We start from the raw sequence: 19360 nt of genomic DNA, 5'->3' as shown, positions 1-19360 counted from the left end.
AACCGAACATGTCCTGTCTAGACCATGATATCTATATGGGACATTACTACATAAGCTGAACGCGACCTCGACGGTTCCGTGGCTGCGCGTCCCCTACTCCCCAGCAACCTCCCTGTACGCCCTCACAACCCCATCAAGCCCACGTATCTGCCACGTCTCCCCGTCCCGCGCCTCGAGATAGGACCGGCCGAGCGGCACTTTCCCTCCGCCGTCCGGCAGGTCCAGCACATAGACGGGGTTGCAGATGCCCGACAGGCGCGCACGCAAGGCGCTGACCAGCGCCTGGCCCTCGGCGATCGTGGTGCGCCGGTGCGCCATGCCGCGCGCGAGATCGCCGTGGTGCAGGTAATAGGGTTTGACGCCAAGGCGGTACATCAGCTCGCGGCACAGCTCTTCCAGCACCTCGACCGTGTCGTTCACGCCTTTCAGCAGAACGCTCTGGTTCAGCAGCACGAAGCCGCCCTGCCTTAAAGTACGGCAGGCCCGCTCGGTCGCCTCGGTGATCTCGCGCGGATGGTTGAAATGGGTGACGACCGTGACCATCAGCCGGCCCTGCAAGGCTTGAACCAGCCCGCCGGTGACGCGCGAGGGCAGCGCCACGGGCACGCGGGTGTGGATGCGCAACAGCCGCACATGCTGGATCGCCTCGACGCGGGCGCGGATTTCCGTCAGCGCCTTGTCCGGCAGGGAGAGCGGATCGCCGCCGGTCAGAATCACCTCGCGGATTTCCGGATGGGACTCGATGTAGGCGAACGCCGGCTCCAGCGCCTCGCGCGAAAAACCCCGGCCGATCGAGGTCAGCGACTCCTTGCGAAAGCAGAACCGGCAATAGACCGCGCATTGATAGGTCGGGAACAGCAGAACCCGGTCGGCATGGCGATGCGTCAATCTCGGCACCGGACTGAAGGCGTGGTCGGCGATCGGATCGTCGAGCTCGCCCTCCTGCTCCGTCAGTTCATTGGGCGACGGGATGACCTGAAGCCGTATCGGATCGGCCGGGTCGCTCCAGTCGATCAGGTCGAGATAGGCCTTGGGAATGCGAACCTTGTGACGCGTGGCCGCGGCTTCGGCCGCCGCGCGCTCGGCAGGCGACAGCGGCAGGGAATCCAGATCGCCTATGTGCCGCACGCCCTCGCGAACATCGTCCTGCCATGCGGCATCCGCCTCGTCGGCACGCTCGTCATCGGCTGTCATGCCGGCCGCATCGACGGCCATGCTGGCGTCGGGGATGTCGGGATGTGAGGTCATGGAGGCTCCTTGAATTCGGGCTGGGTACAGCATTGGAGCCACGACTTGAAGGCAATAAGCGGTGTTGGGCCGGTTGGAGTGCGCGGCCAGGAGGCGGCGGCCGTCCACTGATCAGAAACCAACGTCCCGCCCGCTGACGCATAACATTAGCTTGCTCTTATATTAGCTTGAGCGTATACACATAAACGGCCGGTAATCTACCCCCCACCGGTTAGGCTCGGCGCCAGTCCCTCCCTACCCCTCAGGTCAACGACGCCGGGCCGCTCGGCCGCCGCAATTGAGGCGACCGACCAGTTCTCTTCGATGTTGATCATGTCCCTCCTCGACCCGGCAGCTGGGTGAATGCATCGGCGATGTCCGCGTGTCTTCCCGTCGCCGGCCGCGGTCGCTAATCTCGGATCGCGAAAAAGCTGGAGAACAGGGAATGGCGAACGACTTGTCGCCAAGGCTTTTGGCGATCATCAACGCGCTGCCTTTGCGGCCGGGCATGCGCGTGCTGGAGATCGGCTGCGGTCCAGGTGCTGCAGCGCGCGAGATCGCGCGCCGGATCGGCGGCGGGCATGTGCTGGCGATCGATCGCTCGGCCAAGGCCATCGCGCAGGCCAGGGCCGCCTCGCGCGCCGAGATTGCGGCAGGCCGGTTGAGTCTTCGCCAGGTCGCGATCGAAGATTTCGAGTTGGAGGCCGACGAGAAGCGCTTCGATATTGCCGTTGCGGTGCGCGTCGGCGCGCTGGATGGGCGTCATCCCGAAGCAGGAAAAATCGCCCTGCAACGGCTCGGCGCCGCGTTGACCGCGCAAGGCCAGCTGTTCATCGACGGCGGCGATCCGCTGCGCGAAATTGCGATACACGGCTGAACAGCTCGTGCTTAGCCTCCGGAATCGAGCGGCAGCTGGGTCCGCGCCTCAGCTCCTCAACCCCGGCGCCTCCTGCCCGGTGCGCTCGACATATTCGGTGTAGCCGCCGCCATAGGTGTGGATGCCCTCGGGCGTCAGTTCCAGCACCCGGTTCGACAGCGCCGCCAGGAAATGGCGGTCATGCGAGACGAACAGCATGGTCCCCTCGTACTGCGACAGCGCCGTGATCAGCATCTCCTTGGTGGCGATGTCGAGGTGGTTGGTCGGCTCGTCCAGCACCAGCAAATTGGGCGGGTCGAACAGCATCAACGCCATCACCAGCCGCGCCTTCTCGCCGCCCGACAGCACGCGGCATTTCTTCTCGATCTCGTCGCCGGAAAAGCCGAAGCAGCCGGCCAGCGCCCTGAGCGGTGCCTGGCCTGCCTGCGGAAACGCGTCCTCCAGCGTCTGGAACACGGTGCGCTCGCCCCCCAGCACTTCCATGGCGTGCTGGGCGAAATAGCCCATCTTGACGCTCGGGCCGCGCGCCACCGTGCCATTGTCCGGCTCGGAAGCGCCAGCCACCAGCTTCAGCAGCGTCGACTTGCCGGCGCCGTTGACGCCCATGATGCACCAGCGCTCGCGGCGGCGCACCTGAAAATCCAATCCCTCGTAGATCGAGCGGCTGCCATAGCCCTTGTGCACGTTCTTCAGCGTCACCACGTCCTCGCCGCAGCGCGGCGCCGGCTGGAAGTCGAACGACACTTTCTGGCGGCGCTTGGGCGGCTCGACACGGTCGATCTTGTCCAGCTTCTTCACCCGGCTCTGCACCTGGGCGGCATGTGACGCACGTGCCTTGAAGCGCTCGATGAAGGCGATCTCCTTGGCCAGCATCGCCTGCTGGCGCTCGAACTGCGCCTGCTGCTGCCGATCGGCAATCGCCCGCTGCTGCTGGTAGAATTCGTAGTTGCCGGAGTAAGCGGTCAGCGAACCGCCGTCGATCTCGACCACCTTGTTGACGATGCGGTTCATGAACTCGCGGTCGTGCGAGGTCATCAGCAGCGCGCCGTCATAGTTCTTCAGGAACTGCTCCAGCCAGATCAGGCTTTCCAGGTCGAGATGGTTGCTCGGCTCGTCGAGCAGCATGGCGTCGGGCCGCATCAAAAGGATCCTGGCCAGCGCGACGCGCATTTTCCAGCCGCCGGACAGCTTGCCGACATCGCCGTCCATCATCTCCTGGCTGAAGCCGAGCCCGTCCAGCACTTCGCGGGCGCGCCCATCCAGCGCATAGCCGTCGAGCTCCTCGAAACGATGCTGCGCCTCGCCGTAACGGGCGATGATCTCGTCCATTTGGTCGGCCTGGTCAGGGTCGCCCATGGCGTGCTCGAGCTCGCGCATCTCGGCCGCCACTTCGCTCACCGGCCCGGCGCCGTCCATCACTTCGGCGACGGCGCTGCGGCCGGACATGTCGCCGACATCCTGGCTGAAATAGCCGATGGTGACGCCGCGATCGACCGAGACCTGGCCTTCGTCAGGCTGCTCCTCGCCGTCGATCATGCGAAACAGCGTCGTCTTGCCGGCGCCGTTGGGACCGACCAGCCCGACCTTCTCGCCTTTCTGCAAGGCGGCCGAAGCTTCGATGAAGACGATCTGCCTGCCGTTCTGCTTGCTGATGCTTTCGAGACGAATCATGGTTTTCCGGGAAAGGCCAAAGGAGCGTTCCCGCGCCAATACGCGATAGGCCGCGCTTGCGGAAGCCCGCAAGTGGTGAGGTGCCCCGCGCCAAATTGTCTGAACCCGCCAGTTTCTTCCCGGCTGGATCAGGCTTTGACGGCGTAGGGATGAGCCGGCGGATCAGCTATCGGTAAGGGCTTTTGTCGTCACCAGTTTAACCCCGGTGGCGGCAAATGCCGCATTGTGCCGGGCGATGATCTCCGCGGCCGTCTCGCTGGCGGCGTCGAGCGTGCTGTGGGCGTCGGAAACCACGGTGACGCCCAGGCCCGCTGCAAAGGCGCCCTTCACCGTGGCCGCCACGCAGAAATCGGTCTGCGCGCCGATGAGAACGACCTCGCCGGCGCCCTGCCCGGCCACCCATTCTGCAAGGGCTGCATTGCTGAACGCATCGCCGACACGCTTGGCGAAAGTCGGCTCGTCCTCGGCCTGGCCAAGCGCCGGCCACACCGGCCAGCCCGGCTCACCCGGCGCCAGAGGATCGCCCTGCGGCCCATCATGCCGGACGAAGGCGACTTTGCGCCCGTTGCGCCGTGCCCATTCGATCAGCGCGCGGGTCCGGGCAACCATGCGGTCGGCATCATGGATCGGCGGCTCGGCAACGCCGTCGAACATGCCGGTCTGAAGGTCGATCACGATGAGCGGTGCGGTGGCCGCGGGGCTGGTCCCTGACATGGATGCGAGCATAGCGTGGGTGGTAGGTGGGTCAAGGATGCTCGGCGCCGCCGTTGAAGCCGCCGATCTCCCCCCTCGTGGGGGAGATGTCCGGCAGGACAGAGGGGGGCGTGAAGTATCGCGGCCCTTCGCAAAGTAGCCCGGCGGCCCCGGTGCATTTCACACCCGGCCCGATGTCCCATCCTCGCCAAAAATCCCGGTCACCCAGTCGATGAACACGCGTACCCGCGGCGCGAGTTGGCGGTTCTGCGGGTAGAGCGCCGACAGTGGTGTCGGCGACGGCGGGTACTCCGGCAGCACTTCGACAAGCGTGCCGCGTGCGAAATCCCCGGCGAAGCGGTAATGCGGCGCCTGCACCAGGCCGAAGCCGAGACGCGCCAGCTCCGCCATCGTGTCGGAGCCGTTGACCGTCACCCGGTTGGGCAGGCTGACATAGCGCAACGCGCCGCCAACGGTGAATTCGAGCGGCATGACCTCGCCGGTCCGCGACGAGCGGAAGCCGACCATCAGATGGCCTTCGAGATCGTCGGGGGTTGCCGGCATGCCGTGCTTTTCGAGATAGGCGGGGCTGGCGCAGGTGACTTCGCGCAATGTTGCCACCCGCCGCACGATCATGCCGCTGTCGGCCTGTTCGCCGGAACGCAGCACGCAGTCGATGCCCTCGCGCACCAGATCGACCAGCCGGTCGCCGTCGCCGATATGCAGGTCGATCCCGGGGTAGCGGTCGAGGAACTCGGAGAGCCGCGGCAGGATGAAATGACGGGCCATGAAGCCGTGCACGTCGATCCTCAAAAGGCCCTGCGGCTGCGCCGATTGAAAGCCGGCCTCGGCATCCTCGACATCGGCAAGGATGGCGAGGCAGCGCTGGTAATAGGCCTGGCCGTCCAACGTCGGGGTGACATGGCGCGTGGTGCGTTCGAGCAGCCTCACCCCCAGCCGCGCCTCTAGGTCCTTGATCGCCTCGGTGGCGGTCGATCGCGACATCGAGAGATCGGCGGCAGCCGCGGTGAAGCTGCCGCGCTCGATCACACGGGCAAGCAGGCGCATCCGGTCGAGACTGTCCATCGCCATTGTTCGCCATATCCGAATGGTGTTGGCAAGTCCCGAGCGATTATCCCGCAGGATTTATCGCCTATTTTCAGCCGACAAGAATTGGAGAGCTGACATGACTGCGCGGAATGGAAAGGTGGCGTTGGTGACCGGCGCCTCGAAGGGTATCGGTGCCGAAATTGCCAGGCGCCTGGCACGCGACGGCTTTTCGGTCGTCGTCAACTATGCCAGAGGCGCAGAAGCCGCCGAAGGCGTGGTGCGCGAGATCGAGGCGGCAGGCGGCACGGCGATCGCAGTTCAAGCCGATGTCGGTGATCCCAAGGGGGTCGCGCATCTGTTCGACGCAGCCGAGCAGGCCTTTGGCGGCCTCGACGTGCTGGTCAACAATGCCGGCATCATGAAGCTCGCGCCGATCGCGCAGACGGACGACGCCGGTTTCGAGCAACAGGTCGCGGTGAACCTCGGCGGCGTCTTCCGCGGCATGCGCGAGGCCGCAAGGCGGCTGCGCGAGGGCGGCCGCATCATCAGCTTCTCGTCCAGCGTGGTCGGGCTCTACCAGCCGACCTACGGTGTCTACGCTGCCACCAAGGCCGGCGTCGAGGCGATGACCCATGTGCTGGCCAAGGAACTCGGGCCGCGCGGCATCACCGTCAATGTCGTGGCGCCGGGGCCGGTGGCCACCGAACTGTTCCTCGGCGGCAAGTCCGAGGCACTGGTCGAAACGATCACCAGGATGATCCCGCTCGGGCGGCTCGGCCAGCCCGCCGACATCGCCGGCGTGGTGTCGTTCCTCGCCGGACCGGACAGCGGCTGGGTCAACGGCCAGGTGCTGCGCGCCAATGGCGGCACGGTCTGACTTTACCTCCAACAATCAACAGGAAATCGACATCATGCCGTTTGCAAATTTCAAGGTGCCTGAGCGCGCGCTGTCCGCCGGACAGAAGGAGGACCTCGTCCACAAGACCACAGCCCTGTTCGTCGAGATGTTCGGCGAAGGCGTGCGCCCCTACACGATGGTGCTGATCGAGGAGGTCGCCGATGGCGGCTACGGCCGCGCCGACGTGGTGTTCACGATTCCTGGGGGAAGGACGTGAAGCTGCCGATCTCCTCCCTTCTGGGACCCTCAAGGGTGAGATTGCAGCTTGGCGGTCGCGCGCTAGATCGCTGGCAGAGGCTAAGGCGAGGCCAGCGATGGACGATTGGAAGCTACCTTGGGACGGCGGTTGCTTGTGCGGTGGAATACGCTTTCGCATCAGCGCGCCGCCCTTGCTGACGACGGCGTGTCACTGCACCGGCTGCCAGAAGCTGAGCGCCAGCGCGTATTCCCTGACCATCGCCGTGCCCAGCGACGGTTTCGCCATAACGCAAGGCGAGCCGGTGGTCGGCGGCCTGCACGGCCCGCACCGGCAGCTCTATTGCCCGCACTGCAAGAACTGGATGTTCACGCGTCCGCATGGCCTGGATTTCCTTGTCAACGTGCGCGCGACCATGCTGGACGAGCACCATTGGTACGTGCCCTTCGTCGAAGTCTTCACTTCGGAAAAGCTGCCCTGGGCTTCGACCGCCGCTACCTACAGTTTCGCTACTCAGCCCGACCTTGAGGGATACGCCCCTTTGATCGAGGCGTTCGCCCGCGAAGCGGCGCGGCCAACCTGACTGGTTGCCGCCCGGAAAGGCGGCGCCAGCTTTCGTGCCTCACTTCAACTCCAGCCAGACCGGCGCGTGGTCGCTGGCGCCGACCTCGCCGCGCACGTCGCGGTCGATGCCCGCCGCTACCAGCCGGCGCGACAGCTTCTTGCTGAGCAAGATATGGTCGAGGCGCAGGCCGGCATCGCGCGGCCAGCGGTTGCGGCGATAGTCCCAGAATGTGTAGAGCGTCTCCGTCGGGTGCTTCTTGCGCAGCGCATCAAGCCAGCCCTGGTCGAGCAGCCGCTGGAACGATGCCCGGCTTTCCGGCTGCACCAGCGCGTTGTCGTCATAGGAGCGGGTCGGGTAGATGTCGCGCGGCTCGGGCACGATGTTGTAGTCGCCGGCCAGCACCACCGGCAGGCCGGTGTCGAGCAACTGCGCCGCATGCGTCTCCAGCCTTTCGTGCCAGGCCAGCTTGTACTGGAATTTCGGGCCGGGCTGCGGATTGCCGTTCGGCGCGTAGAGGCAGGCGACGACGATGCCGTTGACCGCCGCTTCGATGTAGCGCGCCTGCTGGTCGCCGTCGTCGCCGGGCAGCGCCTCGCGGGTCAGCACCGGCTCCGAGCCACGCGAAAGGATGGCGACGCCGTTCCAGGTCGGCTGCCCGACCCACACCGCCCCGTAGCCGGCCGCCGCAAGCGCGGTGCGCGGAAACTGCGTCTGCCTGGCCTTGAGCTCCTGCAGGCAGGCGATGTCGGGTTTGGCGGCGGCCAGCCATGCGAGCAGGTTTGGCAGCCGGCCGTTGATGTTGTTGACGTTGAAGGTGGCGATCTTCATCGGCCTGCTTCAGCGCACGATCCGTTCGGTCCACGCCTTCACTGCATCAGCCAGCGTCTTCAGATGATCGGCGGTGGAGAAGCCGGAGATGTTTTTGCGCGGCTTCAGATCATGGTCGCCGTCTTCCAGCCAGAAGATCTCGATTGCGTCGGACAGAGCATAGGTCGCGACCTCGTCTTTGGTCCCGAACTCGTCGCGCGTGCCCTGGAAGACCAATGTCGGCGTCTTCAGATCGGCGAGATGCTTCGTCCGAAGCTGTGTCGGTTTGCCCGGCGGATGGAAGGGATAGCCAAGGCAAAGCAGGCCCGAGATCTCGCCCTTCGAAAACATCTCCTCGGCGATCATCGAAGCGACGCGCCCGCCCATCGACTTGCCGCCGATGATCAGCGGACCCTTCACGCCCTTCGCCCGGAGGTCGGCGATTGCCTTGACGTATTCGGGGTTCACCGTCTCGGCGCGCGGCGGCGGCTTGCGATGGCCGTAGCGGCGGGCCGCCATGTAGTGGAACTCGAAGCGCGCAACGCGGAAGCCGGCCTCGGCCAGCGCTTTTGCCGTCGCGGTCATCGAGGGCGAATCCATCGGCGCCCCGGCGCCATGGGCGAGCAGGATGGTGATTGGGGCGGTGTCGGGGCCGTCGAAGAGGAAGGTCGTCATGGGGTGGCCCGCAGATGAAGGCCGAGTTCCTTCGCACCCCCCTCTGTCCTGCCGGCCATCTCCCCCGCAAGGGGGGAGATTGGATGTCGCCATCGCTTTCGCCAATCACCAACGTTGGAAGGCGGGCGGTAAGGAGAAGCTGCCGATCTCCCCCCTTGCGGGGGAGATGTCCGGCAGGACAGAGGGGGGTGTTCAAGCGTGACCAAATGAAGCCCTAACCCGCCGACATCCGCGCCAGCTGCAAATCGACGAACTGGATACCCTTGGCCGCCATACGTGCCCATTCGGAATCCGCGTCGAGTTCGAGGTAGCGCGCCCAGTTCCGCCGCGCTTCGGCTAGATTGCCGGCGTCGAACTCCAGCCTCGCAAGGTTGAACACCGCATCGGCGTACTTCGCATCTAGCGAAATCGCCTTCAGCAGATGCCGCCGAGCCGACGCCACCCGCCCCTCTTCGCTCATCAGCCCGGCCAGATTGAACCATGCCTCGACGAACACCGGGTCGCACTTGATGGCGCGGGCATAGTCGTGCGCCGCCTCGGCCGCGTGGCCGGAGGCGCGCAGGCAGTTGGCGCGGTTGAAGGCGGCGATGGCATCGCTCGGGTCGATGGCTAGGCAGCGCTGGTAGAGTGCCGCGGCCTGCTCGTGGTCTTCAGCCTCTTCCGCCGCCTCGGCATCGGCGAACAGCTCTTCCAGCGTGTCGTCATCCTGCGTTCCCAGATCGAACAGCAGCTGGCCGTTGACTTCGCTCTGGCCGCCCTCGAGATAGATCGCGTCGGCCCGCCCGTGCTGCGAGCCGACATTGAGCGATTTGGCGGTGAGCGAGGCGATCGGGCCGGAGCGATGCACCGACCGCACGATCGCGCCCCATGAGGCGCCGCCGGCGACCAGCCCGGCATATTTGCGGGCGAGGATCAGGTCGCGGAAGGAATACGGTTCGCAATCATGCTCGAAGGCGTCGAACAGCGACAAAAGGTCGAGATCGGCGCCGGTCAGCCGCGACTGATCGATCAGCGACTGCCGCGACAGCGTCGAGGCTTCCGGTGCCTTCATCAACCCGAGCAGCCGCAGGAAGCCGTTCTCGCTGACCAGCCTGCGCCCGGCTGCACGTTCCGCAGCGACGCGGCGCTCGATCTCGATGTCGCCGGCCCTGGCGAGCAACATGCGGCCCAACACGACATGCGTGGTGCGCCGAGTGACGCCGCGCCGCAACTGGCCGTGCTGGCGCGCGACCTCGCGCGCCGCCAGCCTGAGCGGAAAGGCCGCCAGCGCGCCGACGATGCCGAAGACCGTGCCGGCAAGAGCCGTCACGCCTTGCTCTTGCCGACGGCTTTGAGAAGGTTCGCCTTGAGCGGGTTTTCCTTGGCCGCGCCAGCGCCGGCCTTGGCGGATTTCACCGCAGGCTTGGCTGTTTCATCGGCCTTGCTCTTCGACTTGGCCGGTGGCTTGGCCGACTGCGACAGGCTCGCCTTCAGCGCATCCATGAGATTGATGACGTTGCCGCGCTCAGGCGCCGCCGCGATGATCGGCTTGTGGCCCTTGAGCTTCTCGCGGATCATCGTCATCAACGCGATCTCGTAGCGGTCCTCGTAATTCTTCGGGTCGAAGGTGGTTTCCTTCTGCTTGATCAGCGCTTCGGCTAATTGCAGCATTTCCGGATCGGGGTTTCCGGCCGGGATATTGCCGAAATATTCAGCCGTGCCACGCACTTCGTTCGGATTCCTCAAGGTGCAGACGAACATGCCGTTCTCGCGCGCGCCGATCGTCACCACGCGCTCGCGGCTGGACAGCACGAGGCGGGCGATCGCCAGCTTGCCGGATTTGCGCATCGCTTCGCGCAACACGGCAAAGGTCTCCTCGGCCATTGCGCCATCCGGCGCCAGGTAATAGGGCGCGTCCTGGTAGATGACGTCGACCGAACGCTCGTCGACAAAGGCCTCGATGTTCATCGTATGGTTGGATTCGATGCGCACCGCGTCGAGATCGGTATCGTCGATGATGATGTATTGCTTGTCCTCGTATTCGTAGCCCTTGACCAGGTCCGAACGCTCGACCAACCCGAGTTCAGGGTCGACCGGCTTCATGTTGATGCGGTTGTGCGTCTTCTTGTGCAGCTGGTTGAAGCTGATGCGCTCGCTGGCACTGGTCGCCGGATAGAGCCGGACCGGACAGCTGACCAGACTGAGCTTGAGGTAACCTTTCCAACTTGCCCTGGGCGCCATGAAATACTCCTACGCGGCCTTGTGCTGTCGAACTGTTCGCAGCGCTGTTTCGTCCGGAGGACGAATGCGGCTGCCGAAATCCTACATTGCCCCTTACAATACCGGCAAATCCCTAGCGAAATCTTCCTCCGCTGGGAGCCGCCTGCAGGCAAGAGGTCCGTGGCGAAGAATAATTCAAATTTTCCGGAGCGTCGATGGAGTCTGGGCCGCGCTCGCAGAACTACGTCGCGGTGCCTATCGCCGGCAAATCCCTGGCGAAATCTTCCATGTCGGCCCAAGGGTCGCCTGACGTCGCCAGAAGGCCCGGCAGCGAGGAATAATTCAGATCCTGTGGAGCATCGATGGATTCCAGATCGCTCCAGCTGACCGGCGTCGAGGCCGGCAAATTGGTGCGGGCGCGCAGTGAATAGGGAGCCGCCGAGGTGTGGCCGCGCGCATTGCGGTGAAAATCGATGAAGATGCGCCGCTTGCGGTTGTCCTTGCCCATGGTGGTGGTGAAAGTGTCGGGCGCGGTGGCGGCAAGATGCGTGGAGATGGCGCTGGTCGCCTGGTGCAGTTTCTTCCAGTTCTGCTTTTGCGTCACCGGCACGGTGATGTGGATGCCGTGCCCCCCGGAGGTCTTGGCGAACGGCACCAGCCCTAGCGCTTCCAGCTCGCCCTTAATGTGCACCGCCGCCTCAACCACCTCGCGCCAGGCGATCCCTTCGCCCGGGTCGAGGTCGAAAACGATCAGGTCCGGCTTGTCGAGCCGCGTGCGATGGGTGCCCCAAGTGTGGAACTCGACGACGCCGAACTGCGCCAGAGCCAGATAGCCCTTGGCGTCTTCCACCGAGAGATAGGATTTGGTCTCGCCCTCCGAATTCGTCGCCTCGAAGGTCGCCACCGAGGAAGGCATGCCGGTGAAGGCGTGGCGCTGGAAGAAACAGTCCTGCGGCTTGCCGGTCGGGCAGCGCACCAGCGAGACCGGCCGGCCGAGAATGTGCGGCAGCATGAAATCGCCGACCAGCGCGTAATAGACGGCGATGTCGAGCTTGGTCGGGCCGGTCTTGCCGAACAGCCGCCGCGTCGGGTTGGTCACCCAGATTGTGGCGAGGTCGGCCTCGGCGATCAGCCGCTTGCGCTTGGCCGAAACCGGCGTCGACAGGCCGACGTCACGCAGGCCGCGGAACACGGCATGGCGCAGCGCATTGTCGGTGGTCCGGTTGGCGTAATGGATATGCGCCGAAAGCAGCGGCCGCACCCAGTTCATCTCGCGCATGATCTCGCGCGGAACGCCCTCGGGCGCGGATGCACCGGCCCGCAACGGCTCCAGCCGCGCCAGCAATTCGCCTGCGGTCGCGGCATCGAAGCCGGTGCCGACCTTGCCGCGATAGTGCAGCTCGCCGTCTTCGAATTCGCCGAGGCCAAGTGCAGCGAGTCCCTCGGCCGCGTCGGAGACGGTGTAGCCGGCGATGACAAAGTCGCCGGTCTGGAGCGCCTTGGTCTTGGTCCAGGTTTTGGTGCGGCCGCTCTGGTAGACCGCCGTGGCGCGTTTCGACACCACACCCTCCAGCCCCATCTCGGATGCCTGGTCATAGAGCGCCTGGCCGTCGCCTTCGACATGATCGCTGAGCTGGATGGCGGAGTTGGCGCCGAGACCGGACAGAAGTTGCGAAAGCAGCGCCTTGCGCCGCCGAAGCGGCGCTTTTGTCAGGTCCCAGCCGTCGAGATAGACGAGGTCGAAAGCGTAGAAGTGAAGCTTGTTGCCGGCGCCTTCGGCCAGCGCGTCCTGCAAAAGCGCAAAGCGGCTGATGCCCTTGGCGTCGAGCGCGACGACCTCGCCGTCGATGATCGCCTCCCGGCACGGCAGCCTGGCGAAGGCAAGCGGCAGGTCGCCATAGCGCTTCGTCCAGTCGAGGCCGGCGCGGGTGATCAGCCTGACCGCACCGTCGGCCAGGTGCGCCATGGTGCGGTAGCCGTCGAACTTGATCTCGTGCAGCCATTCCTCTCCAGTATCCTCACCGCCCGGCGGCTTGGCCACGGAGGTCGCCAGCTGCGGCTCGATCCGGGAAGGCGGCGGCGCCTTGACGGCGCCCGGCAAAGCGCCGGGTTTCAGCACCACCGGCCTGACAGGTTTGGCGGCCGGCTTCGGCGGTGCCACCAGTTCCTCGATGCGACGGCCGGATTTGACGCTTTCCGGCCGGGCTTCCAGTATGTCGAGCGTGGCATCGGCGGCGAGATCGCGCTCCTTGAACAGCAGCCAGTTCTTCTTGCCCTCATCCTCGCCGGGCTTCGGTTTCAGCCGCGTCAGCATCCAGCCGCCATTGAGCTTCTCGCCGGCGAGCCGGAACTTGAAGGAGCCGGTGCGCAGGCTCTTTTCGACATCGTCCATCGGCGCCCACACGCCGGTGTCCCAGACGATCATCGGTCCGCCGCCATATTCGCCTTCGGGAATGACGCCCTCGAAATCGATATATTCGAGCGGATGGTCTTCGGTCTCGACCGCCAGCCTTTTGTCGGCCGGGTTGAGCGACGGGCCGCGCGGCACCGCCCAGCTCTTCAGCACGTCGCCGACCTGCAGGCGCAAATCATAGTGATCGGCGGTGGCGTGGTGCTTGTGGACAACGAAGCGGTTGCCTTCACCGGCAGCCAGGCCACCGGCCGGTTCCGGCGTCCTCGTGAACTCGCGCTTGGCGCGATAGGCCTTGAGCTTCGAAGGAGCTGGCATGGACTAGGCGTAGGTGGTGGGCAAAAGCAACGAGCGCAGCATCAAAATCCCATCGCAGCGGCGCTCCAATGTCACGGCATGGATCCCAGGGTCTCCGCGACGTCGCTTCGCTCCTGCTCCGCCCTGGGATGACGAAGGATGGGAAGTCACGCCGCTCAATCGTCGGTGGCCGGCGTCAATTCGAGCTCGGCCGGCGACAGGCCCTGCTGCAGCTGGCTGAGCCGGAATTCGTCGACCCAATAGGCCTCGCCGTCGACCAGCACTCGCGCACTGTAGCCGCCGGCGGAAAAACGCTGCGCGGTGATGTAGACCTTGTGGCGGTCGAGCGCCTCGCGCACCGCGGCGCGCTTGGATTTCTGGCTGGTGACGGAACTGGCCATGCTGGTTACTCACGCACAAAGCCGCAAGGCGGCATGCCTAAGGATGGCCGAGAGCGGGTCGGCTGTCAATTTGGCGACCGCTGCGAACCCTCGCGCGGCGGCGTCTCTCGCTCTGTGGAAACCGAGCCGGCGCGCTATATTGAACGTGGCGGCTTGGAACGCGCTGCTGACCTGGAGAACTTTACATGACGTTGACGACACGCAAACTCGGTGGCCAGGGGCTGCAGGTTTCCATGATCGGCCTCGGCTGCATGGGCATGAGCCAGTCCTACGGCCCGGCCGACGAGGCGGAATCGACCGCCACGCTGCACCGCGCCATCGAACTCGGCTGCACCTTCCTCGACACTGCGGAAGTCTATGGGCCGTACGCTAACGAGGAACTGCTCGGCCGCGCGCTGAAGGGCCGGCGCGATGAGGTGACGATCGCGACGAAGTTCGGCTTTCGCATCGAAAACGGCAAGCAAGTCGGCACCGAGCGCGACAGCCGGCCGGAGCATATCCGCGAGGCTGTCGAAGGTTCGCTGAGGAGGCTAGCCACCGACCACGTCGACCTCCTCTATCAGCACCGCGTCGATCCGGCGGTACCGATCGAGGAGGTGGCGGGTGCTGTCGGCGAGCTGATTGCTCAGGGCAAGGTCCGCTTCTTCGGCCTCTCGGAGGCCGGCGCCGCCAATATCCGCCGGGCGCATGCCGTGCATCCGGTGTCGGCAGTGCAGAGCGAATACTCGCTGTGGGAGCGCAATCTCGAGCCGGAAATCATTCCCCTGCTGAAGGAGCTCGGCATCGGCCTGGTTCCGTTCTCGCCGCTCGGCCGCGGTTTTCTCACCGGCGATGTCAGGCGCGCCGAAGACTATCCAGAGGGCGATTACCGGCGCGGCGATCCGCGCTACCAGGGCGCCAACTATGACGCCAACATGCAGGCGGCAGCCACGGTACTCGACATCGCCGCGGCCAAGCGCGTCAAGCCAGGCCAGATCGCGCTGGCCTGGCTGCTCCACAAGGGGAGCGACTTCGGCATCGACATCGTGCCGATCCCCGGCACCAAGCGCAGAAAATATCTCGAGGAGAACGTCGCCGCGGCTTCGATCAGGCTCGACGCCGCCGAGATGCAGGTGCTCGACGACGCGCTGGCGCCGGGCAAGGTCGCCGGTCCGCGCTACGGCGAGCGCACCATGGTGATGATCGATCGGTAGGTCTTGCCTTCTCCCGTTCTTGCGCAAAGCTCCGGCCTTGGCTAGCATCCGCCGGCAGGCACCGAGCGGAGGAGAACGTCGCGGTGGACCGGCTGGAGCGCCGTTGCGTCCCTTCAAACACGAGTTGGGCGCTCGAAGGACACTCCATTTTTGAATCGACGCAAGGAACCTTCCGGAAAACCCATTCCGGTTTCGGGTCGTGCGCTCATCTGGGAGGAGACTAAATTGATCAACAGACGTGAATTCCTGCTGTCGACCGCGGCGATGGGCGCCTTGGCGCTGGCCGCTCCGCAATTGGCTTTCGCCCAGGACAAGCTGACCATCCTCGGTTCGGTGCCGAGCCTCGGCTTTCCGTTCTTCGTGCACATGCTGAACCAGATCAAGGCTGAGGCGCAGGCGCAAGGCGTCAACCTGGTCGAGAGCGACGGCCAGAATTCGGCGCCCAAGCAGACCGCCGACATCGAGGCGGCACTGGTGCAAAAGGTCAACGCCATCGTCATCTCGCCGCTCGACGTCAACGCGCTGGCCCCAGCCATCGAGGAAGCGGTGAAGGCCGGCGTTCCCGTCGTCACTATCGACCGCCGCGTCGAGGGCGTCGAAGGCATCCTCGCCCATGTCGGCGCCGACAATGTCAAGGGCGGCGAGGCCGAAGCACAGGCCATGGTGGCGGCGTTCCCGAACGGCGCCAAGATCTTCCATCTGCAGGGCCAGCCCGGTGCCGGCCCGGCGATCGACCGCAACAAGGGTGTGCACAACGTCCTTGATCCCATGAAGGACAAGTACCAGATCATCTTCGAGCAGACCGCCAACTTCGCCCGCGCCGAGGCGCTGTCCGTCACCGAGGCCGGCCTTGCCGCCAACGGCAAGCCCGACGCGATCATCTGCGCCAATGACGACATGGCGCTTGGCGCGGTTGAAGCCTGCGCGGCGCGCAACTTCACCGACGTCAAGATCTACGGCTTCGACGCGCTTCCCGAAGCGTTGGTCGCTGTGCGCGACGGCAAGCTGGCCGGCACGGTCGAGCAATTCCCCGGCGAGCAGTCGCGCACCGCCGTGCAGATCGCGGTCGCCTACGCCAGGGACAAGACCGAGCCGAAGGAAAAGCTGGTGCTTTTGACGCCGATCGTCATCGGCAAGGACAATCTCGACAAGGCGGAGAGGCTGGGCGAGACGAAGTAGGCGAAGCCGGCGGGACAGCACCCCCCTCTGGCCTGCCGGCCATCTCCCCCTTGAAGGGGGAGATTGGATGTTACCCGGGCTTTCGCTAATTTTCGATCTTGCAGAAGAAGCGAGGCCAACGAGGCTGCCAATCTCCCCACTTGAGGGGGAGATGGCCGGCAGGACAGAGGGGGGTGCTGTCCCGCCAGCCTTGCGTACGACCGAATGATCGAGGAGCAAACTTTGCCCAAGGCAGCCGCTATTGTGCCCTCCCCCGCCCTGCTCACCGTCGAGGGCGTGACCAAGCGCTTTGCCGGCGTCACCGCGCTGAACGACGTTTCGCTCGAAGTCCGCCCCGGCGAGATACTCGGCCTGCTCGGCGAGAACGGCGCCGGCAAATCGACGCTGCTCAAGATCCTGTCCGGCGTGATGCCGCCGTCCAGCGGTCGCATCGTCTTCGACGGCGTCGAATTCAATCCGCACAATCCGCAGGATGCGAAACGCCACGGCATCGTTACCATCTACCAGGAACTGAGCCTGATCCCGACGCTGACCGCGGCGGAGAATATTTTCATCGGCCGCGCACCGCTCGGCCGGTTCGGGCTGGTCAGTTGGCGGCGAATGGAGGAAGATTCCCGCGCGATCATCGCTCGTGTCGGCCTCGATCTCGACCCGGCGACGCCGGTTTCCGCACTGTCGGTGGCCGAACAGCAGCTGGTCGAGATCGCCCGCGCGCTATCGCTGAAGAGCCGCTTGATCATCATGGACGAGCCGACCTCGGCGCTGACCGAAACCGAAGTGCAGAAGCTGATGGCGATTATGGGCCGGCTGCGCAAAGACGGCGTCGCCATCATGTTCGTCACCCACCGGCTGGAGGAGGCATCGGCAATCTGCGACCGTATGACGGTGCTGCGCGACGGCAGGCTGGCCGGCCATCTCGACCGCGAAGGTGGGCCGATCAAACTGCCGAAGATCATCGAGAAGATGGTCGGCCGCGCCGCTTCCGAGCTCTATGCAAGGCCGACGCAGCGCGATGTCGCCGGCGACGTCCGGCTCTCGGTGCGCGGCCTGCGCACGGTGCGCGATCCGCAGGCGCCGCACGCCATCGTGCTCGAAGGCGTCGATCTCGACCTCAAGGCGGGCGAAATCCTCGGCGTCGCCGGGCTCGTCGGTTCCGGCCGCACCGAGCTCGCCCGCGCCATCTTCGGCGCCGACCGCATTGCCGCCGGCACCATCAGGCTCGATGGCAGGCCGATCGCGCCGGCCTCACCCGCCGATGCCATCGAGCTCGGCATCGGCCTGGTGCCGGAAGACCGCAAGCACCAGGCGATCTTCGCCGCACTCGCCATCCTCACCAATTTCTCGATCGCCGCGCTCGACCGCTACTCCAATGTCGGTTTCATGGCCGAGCGGCGCGAGCGAGAAGCGCTGGCGAACTACAGGAAGATGCTGTCGATCCGCATGGCCTCGCCCGAGCAGGCGATCGAGGGACTGTCCGGTGGCAATCAGCAGAAGGTCATCCTTGCCCGCTGGCTGGCACGCGATCCCAAGGTGCTGATCGTCGATGAACCGACGCGCGGCGTCGACGTCGGCGCCAAGGCGGAGGTTCATCAGATCCTGGTAGAGCTCGCCGCGCGCGGCATCGCCATCATGATGATCTCGTCCGAGCTGCCCGAAGTGCTTGCCGTGTCGGACAGGATCGTCACCATGCGGCGCGGGCGCATCACCGGCGAGATGCCTGGCATCGAGGCGACCGAGGAGAAACTGATGGAACTGATGGCGCTCGACCAGAAGCAGGAAGCCCAGAATCAGGAAGCAACGCAATGACCAGCACGACCGAACGGAGCCAGCGCGGCGGCGTCAATCTTGCGCGCCTGCTGATGAGCTTCGGCCCGCTGATGTTCCTGGCGGTGCTGATCGTCGTCTTCACCGTGCTGAAGCCGAGCTTCATCGACCCGATCAACCTGTTCAACATCATGCGCCAGATCTCGATCACCGGCCTGATCGCGCTAGGCATGACCTTCGTTATCCTCACCGCCGGCATCGACCTGTCGGTCGGCTCGCTGCTCGCCTTCTGCGGCATGGTCGCGGCGGTGGTGGCCAAGGGCGGCACCGCCAACACGCTGTCGCTGTCGACAACGGGCACGCTGGGCTATGGCTGGTTCGCCGCCCTTCTCGCCGCCGTCGTCGTCGGCGCCGTGGCCGGCGGTGTCCAGGGCTTTGCCATCACCAGGCTGAAAGTACCGCCCTTCGTCGTCACGCTCGGCGGCCTCACCGTGTTTCGCGGCCTAACGCTGACGATCTCCAATGGCGGCCCGATCTCCGGCTTCGACGCCTCGATGCGCTGGTTCGGTACCGGCCTGATCGGCCCGGTGCCGGTGCCGGCGATCATCTTCGCGATTGCCGCAATCCTGTGCCACATCGTGCTGCGCTACACGCGCTACGGTCGCGCCGTCTACGCCGTCGGCGGCAATGCCGAGGCCGCGCGGCTCTCCGGCCTGCGCGTCGACCGCATCCTGATCTCGGTCTACATCATCGTCGGCTTCTTCGCCGGCCTTGCCGCCTTCGTTTTGTCGGCGCGGCTCAACTCCTCCGAAGCCGTCGCCGGCATCGGCTACGAGCTGACGGTGATCTCGGCGGTCGTCATCGGCGGCACCTCGCTGTTCGGCGGCATCGGCAGCGTCGGCGGCACGGTGGTCGGTGCAGGGCTGATCGGCGTCCTGCAGAACGGGCTGCAATTCAACAACGTCTCGTCATACACGCAAAGCATCGTCATCGGCCTGATCCTCATCCTCGCCGTCGCGTTCGACCGCTGGCTGAAATCGCGGGTAAGGCGGTGATGGCGGGGGCGACGATTTTCGCTGCAAGGCAGCAAGAGGTTGGCGAAAGCGCTGGCAACAGCCAATCTCCCCCCTTGCGGGGGAGATGTCCGGCAGGACAGAGGGGGGTGGGAAGGATCGCCAACGTCTCAATGTAAGCCGCTTCCAAGCCCATTCCAGCAGGAGGATTAGACTGCAAATGGCTGACAAGCTGGCGGGACAGC

18 protein-coding genes are annotated in these 19360 nt (G+C 65.3%); 8 read left to right on the top strand and 10 right to left on the bottom strand.

The annotated features are described in order from the left end of the window. Window positions 1-93 precede the first annotated feature (93 nt). Complete coding sequence (locus NKI22_RS19455) at window positions 94-1248, bottom strand: KamA family radical SAM protein (RefSeq protein WP_502897705.1); 1155 nt, start codon at window positions 1246-1248, stop codon at window positions 94-96. Window positions 1249-1672: 424 nt separating this feature from the next. Here NKI22_RS19455 and NKI22_RS19450 point away from each other — a divergent pair, with 424 nt between their 5' ends. Continuing rightward, window positions 1673-2104: an SAM-dependent methyltransferase gene (locus NKI22_RS19450; RefSeq protein ID WP_352816558.1), complete on the top strand. Its 432-nt coding sequence runs from the start codon at window positions 1673-1675 to the stop codon at window positions 2102-2104. A 48-nt stretch (window positions 2105-2152) separates the two neighbouring features. On the opposite strand, the gene NKI22_RS19445 is transcribed toward NKI22_RS19450, so the two are convergent. The 3 genes from NKI22_RS19445 to NKI22_RS19435 form a co-directional block, all read right to left on the bottom strand. Beyond that, window positions 2153-3775, bottom strand: a complete 1623-nt coding sequence (locus NKI22_RS19445; RefSeq protein WP_352851151.1) for an ABC-F family ATP-binding cassette domain-containing protein — start codon at window positions 3773-3775, stop codon at window positions 2153-2155. 162 nt (window positions 3776-3937) lie between these two features. Further along, window positions 3938-4489, bottom strand: a complete 552-nt coding sequence (locus NKI22_RS19440; RefSeq protein WP_352816552.1) for an isochorismatase family protein — start codon at window positions 4487-4489, stop codon at window positions 3938-3940. A 159-nt stretch (window positions 4490-4648) separates the two neighbouring features. After that, window positions 4649-5554, bottom strand: coding sequence for a LysR family transcriptional regulator (locus tag NKI22_RS19435; protein ID WP_352816585.1), 906 nt, complete (start codon window positions 5552-5554; stop codon window positions 4649-4651). 100 nt (window positions 5555-5654) lie between these two features. Between NKI22_RS19435 and NKI22_RS19430 the strand changes: the two genes are divergently transcribed. From NKI22_RS19430 to NKI22_RS19420, 3 genes are all read left to right on the top strand, one after another. Then, window positions 5655-6395, top strand: a complete 741-nt coding sequence (locus NKI22_RS19430) for an SDR family oxidoreductase (RefSeq protein ID WP_352816550.1) — start codon at window positions 5655-5657, stop codon at window positions 6393-6395. 34 nt (window positions 6396-6429) lie between these two features. Further along, a complete protein-coding gene (locus tag NKI22_RS19425; RefSeq protein WP_292656388.1) occupies window positions 6430-6633 on the top strand; it encodes a tautomerase family protein in 204 nt (67 codons plus the stop codon). A 97-nt stretch (window positions 6634-6730) separates the two neighbouring features. Then, complete coding sequence (locus tag NKI22_RS19420; protein ID WP_352481634.1) at window positions 6731-7195, top strand: GFA family protein; 465 nt, start codon at window positions 6731-6733, stop codon at window positions 7193-7195. A 39-nt stretch (window positions 7196-7234) separates the two neighbouring features. Here the strand turns inward: NKI22_RS19420 and NKI22_RS19415 are convergent, their stop codons facing one another. From NKI22_RS19415 to NKI22_RS19390, 6 genes are all read right to left on the bottom strand, one after another. Further along, window positions 7235-8005 carry an exodeoxyribonuclease III gene (locus NKI22_RS19415; RefSeq protein ID WP_352496062.1) on the bottom strand — a complete coding sequence of 257 codons (771 nt, stop codon included), beginning with the start codon at window positions 8003-8005 and terminating at the stop codon, window positions 7235-7237. A 9-nt stretch (window positions 8006-8014) separates the two neighbouring features. Then, window positions 8015-8659, bottom strand: a complete 645-nt coding sequence (locus tag NKI22_RS19410) for an alpha/beta hydrolase family protein (RefSeq protein ID WP_352496061.1) — start codon at window positions 8657-8659, stop codon at window positions 8015-8017. A gap of 214 nt (window positions 8660-8873) precedes the next feature. Next, window positions 8874-9968: a tetratricopeptide repeat protein gene (locus NKI22_RS19405; RefSeq protein WP_352481636.1), complete on the bottom strand. Its 1095-nt coding sequence runs from the start codon at window positions 9966-9968 to the stop codon at window positions 8874-8876. Beyond that, window positions 9965-10879, bottom strand: a complete 915-nt coding sequence (gene ku, locus NKI22_RS19400; protein ID WP_352643621.1) for a non-homologous end joining protein Ku — start codon at window positions 10877-10879, stop codon at window positions 9965-9967. Before ku ends, NKI22_RS19405 begins: the two co-directional genes overlap by 4 nt. Before the next feature lie 220 nt (window positions 10880-11099). Next, window positions 11100-13586 carry a DNA ligase D gene (gene ligD / locus NKI22_RS19395; protein ID WP_352589671.1) on the bottom strand — a complete coding sequence of 829 codons (2487 nt, stop codon included), beginning with the start codon at window positions 13584-13586 and terminating at the stop codon, window positions 11100-11102. 155 nt (window positions 13587-13741) lie between these two features. Then, entirely contained in the window at window positions 13742-13966 is a 225-nt protein-coding gene (locus tag NKI22_RS19390; RefSeq protein ID WP_352589668.1) for a hypothetical protein, read from the bottom strand. Between the two features lie 185 nt (window positions 13967-14151). Between NKI22_RS19390 and NKI22_RS19385 the strand changes: the two genes are divergently transcribed. The 4 genes from NKI22_RS19385 (at window position 14152) to NKI22_RS19370 (ending at window position 19157) form a co-directional block, all read left to right on the top strand. Beyond that, on the top strand, window positions 14152-15159 hold the full coding sequence (locus tag NKI22_RS19385; protein ID WP_352589665.1) for an aldo/keto reductase: 1008 nt from the start codon (window positions 14152-14154) through the stop codon (window positions 15157-15159). Window positions 15160-15387: 228 nt separating this feature from the next. Then, on the top strand, window positions 15388-16338 hold the full coding sequence (locus NKI22_RS19380; protein ID WP_023718110.1) for a substrate-binding domain-containing protein: 951 nt from the start codon (window positions 15388-15390) through the stop codon (window positions 16336-16338). 222 nt (window positions 16339-16560) lie between these two features. Next, window positions 16561-18144 carry a sugar ABC transporter ATP-binding protein gene (locus tag NKI22_RS19375; protein ID WP_352643626.1) on the top strand — a complete coding sequence of 528 codons (1584 nt, stop codon included), beginning with the start codon at window positions 16561-16563 and terminating at the stop codon, window positions 18142-18144. Further along, entirely contained in the window at window positions 18141-19157 is a 1017-nt protein-coding gene (locus NKI22_RS19370) for an ABC transporter permease (protein WP_023718108.1), read from the top strand. Before NKI22_RS19375 ends, NKI22_RS19370 begins: the two co-directional genes overlap by 4 nt. Window positions 19158-19360 lie beyond the last annotated feature (203 nt).

The sequence above is a fragment of the Mesorhizobium sp. M0778 genome (assembly GCF_040320105.1).
In the GTDB taxonomy this organism is placed as follows: domain Bacteria; phylum Pseudomonadota; class Alphaproteobacteria; order Rhizobiales; family Rhizobiaceae; genus Mesorhizobium.
The sequence above is the reverse complement of the archived record's forward strand: the minus strand, read 5'-3'. Positions and strand labels throughout refer to the sequence as shown.

Bases quoted from the DNA above. Each gene is read 5' to 3' on its own strand.
- NKI22_RS19455 (WP_502897705.1), bottom strand. From the start codon at position 1,248: ATGACCTCACATCCCGACATCCCCGACGCCAGCATGGCCGTCGATGCG.
- NKI22_RS19450 (WP_352816558.1), top strand. From the start codon at position 1,673: ATGGCGAACGACTTGTCGCCAAGGCTTTTGGCGATCATCAACGCGCTG.
- NKI22_RS19445 (WP_352851151.1), bottom strand. From the start codon at position 3,775: ATGATTCGTCTCGAAAGCATCAGCAAGCAGAACGGCAGGCAGATCGTC.
- NKI22_RS19440 (WP_352816552.1), bottom strand. From the start codon at position 4,489: ATGTCAGGGACCAGCCCCGCGGCCACCGCACCGCTCATCGTGATCGAC.
- NKI22_RS19435 (WP_352816585.1), bottom strand. From the start codon at position 5,554: ATGGACAGTCTCGACCGGATGCGCCTGCTTGCCCGTGTGATCGAGCGC.
- NKI22_RS19430 (WP_352816550.1), top strand. From the start codon at position 5,655: ATGACTGCGCGGAATGGAAAGGTGGCGTTGGTGACCGGCGCCTCGAAG.
- NKI22_RS19425 (WP_292656388.1), top strand. From the start codon at position 6,430: ATGCCGTTTGCAAATTTCAAGGTGCCTGAGCGCGCGCTGTCCGCCGGA.
- NKI22_RS19420 (WP_352481634.1), top strand. From the start codon at position 6,731: ATGGACGATTGGAAGCTACCTTGGGACGGCGGTTGCTTGTGCGGTGGA.
- NKI22_RS19415 (WP_352496062.1), bottom strand. From the start codon at position 8,005: ATGAAGATCGCCACCTTCAACGTCAACAACATCAACGGCCGGCTGCCA.
- NKI22_RS19410 (WP_352496061.1), bottom strand. From the start codon at position 8,659: ATGACGACCTTCCTCTTCGACGGCCCCGACACCGCCCCAATCACCATC.
- ku (WP_352643621.1), bottom strand. From the start codon at position 10,879: ATGGCGCCCAGGGCAAGTTGGAAAGGTTACCTCAAGCTCAGTCTGGTC.
- ligD (WP_352589671.1), bottom strand. From the start codon at position 13,586: ATGCCAGCTCCTTCGAAGCTCAAGGCCTATCGCGCCAAGCGCGAGTTC.
- NKI22_RS19390 (WP_352589668.1), bottom strand. From the start codon at position 13,966: ATGGCCAGTTCCGTCACCAGCCAGAAATCCAAGCGCGCCGCGGTGCGC.
- NKI22_RS19385 (WP_352589665.1), top strand. From the start codon at position 14,152: ATGACGTTGACGACACGCAAACTCGGTGGCCAGGGGCTGCAGGTTTCC.
- NKI22_RS19370 (WP_023718108.1), top strand. From the start codon at position 18,141: ATGACCAGCACGACCGAACGGAGCCAGCGCGGCGGCGTCAATCTTGCG.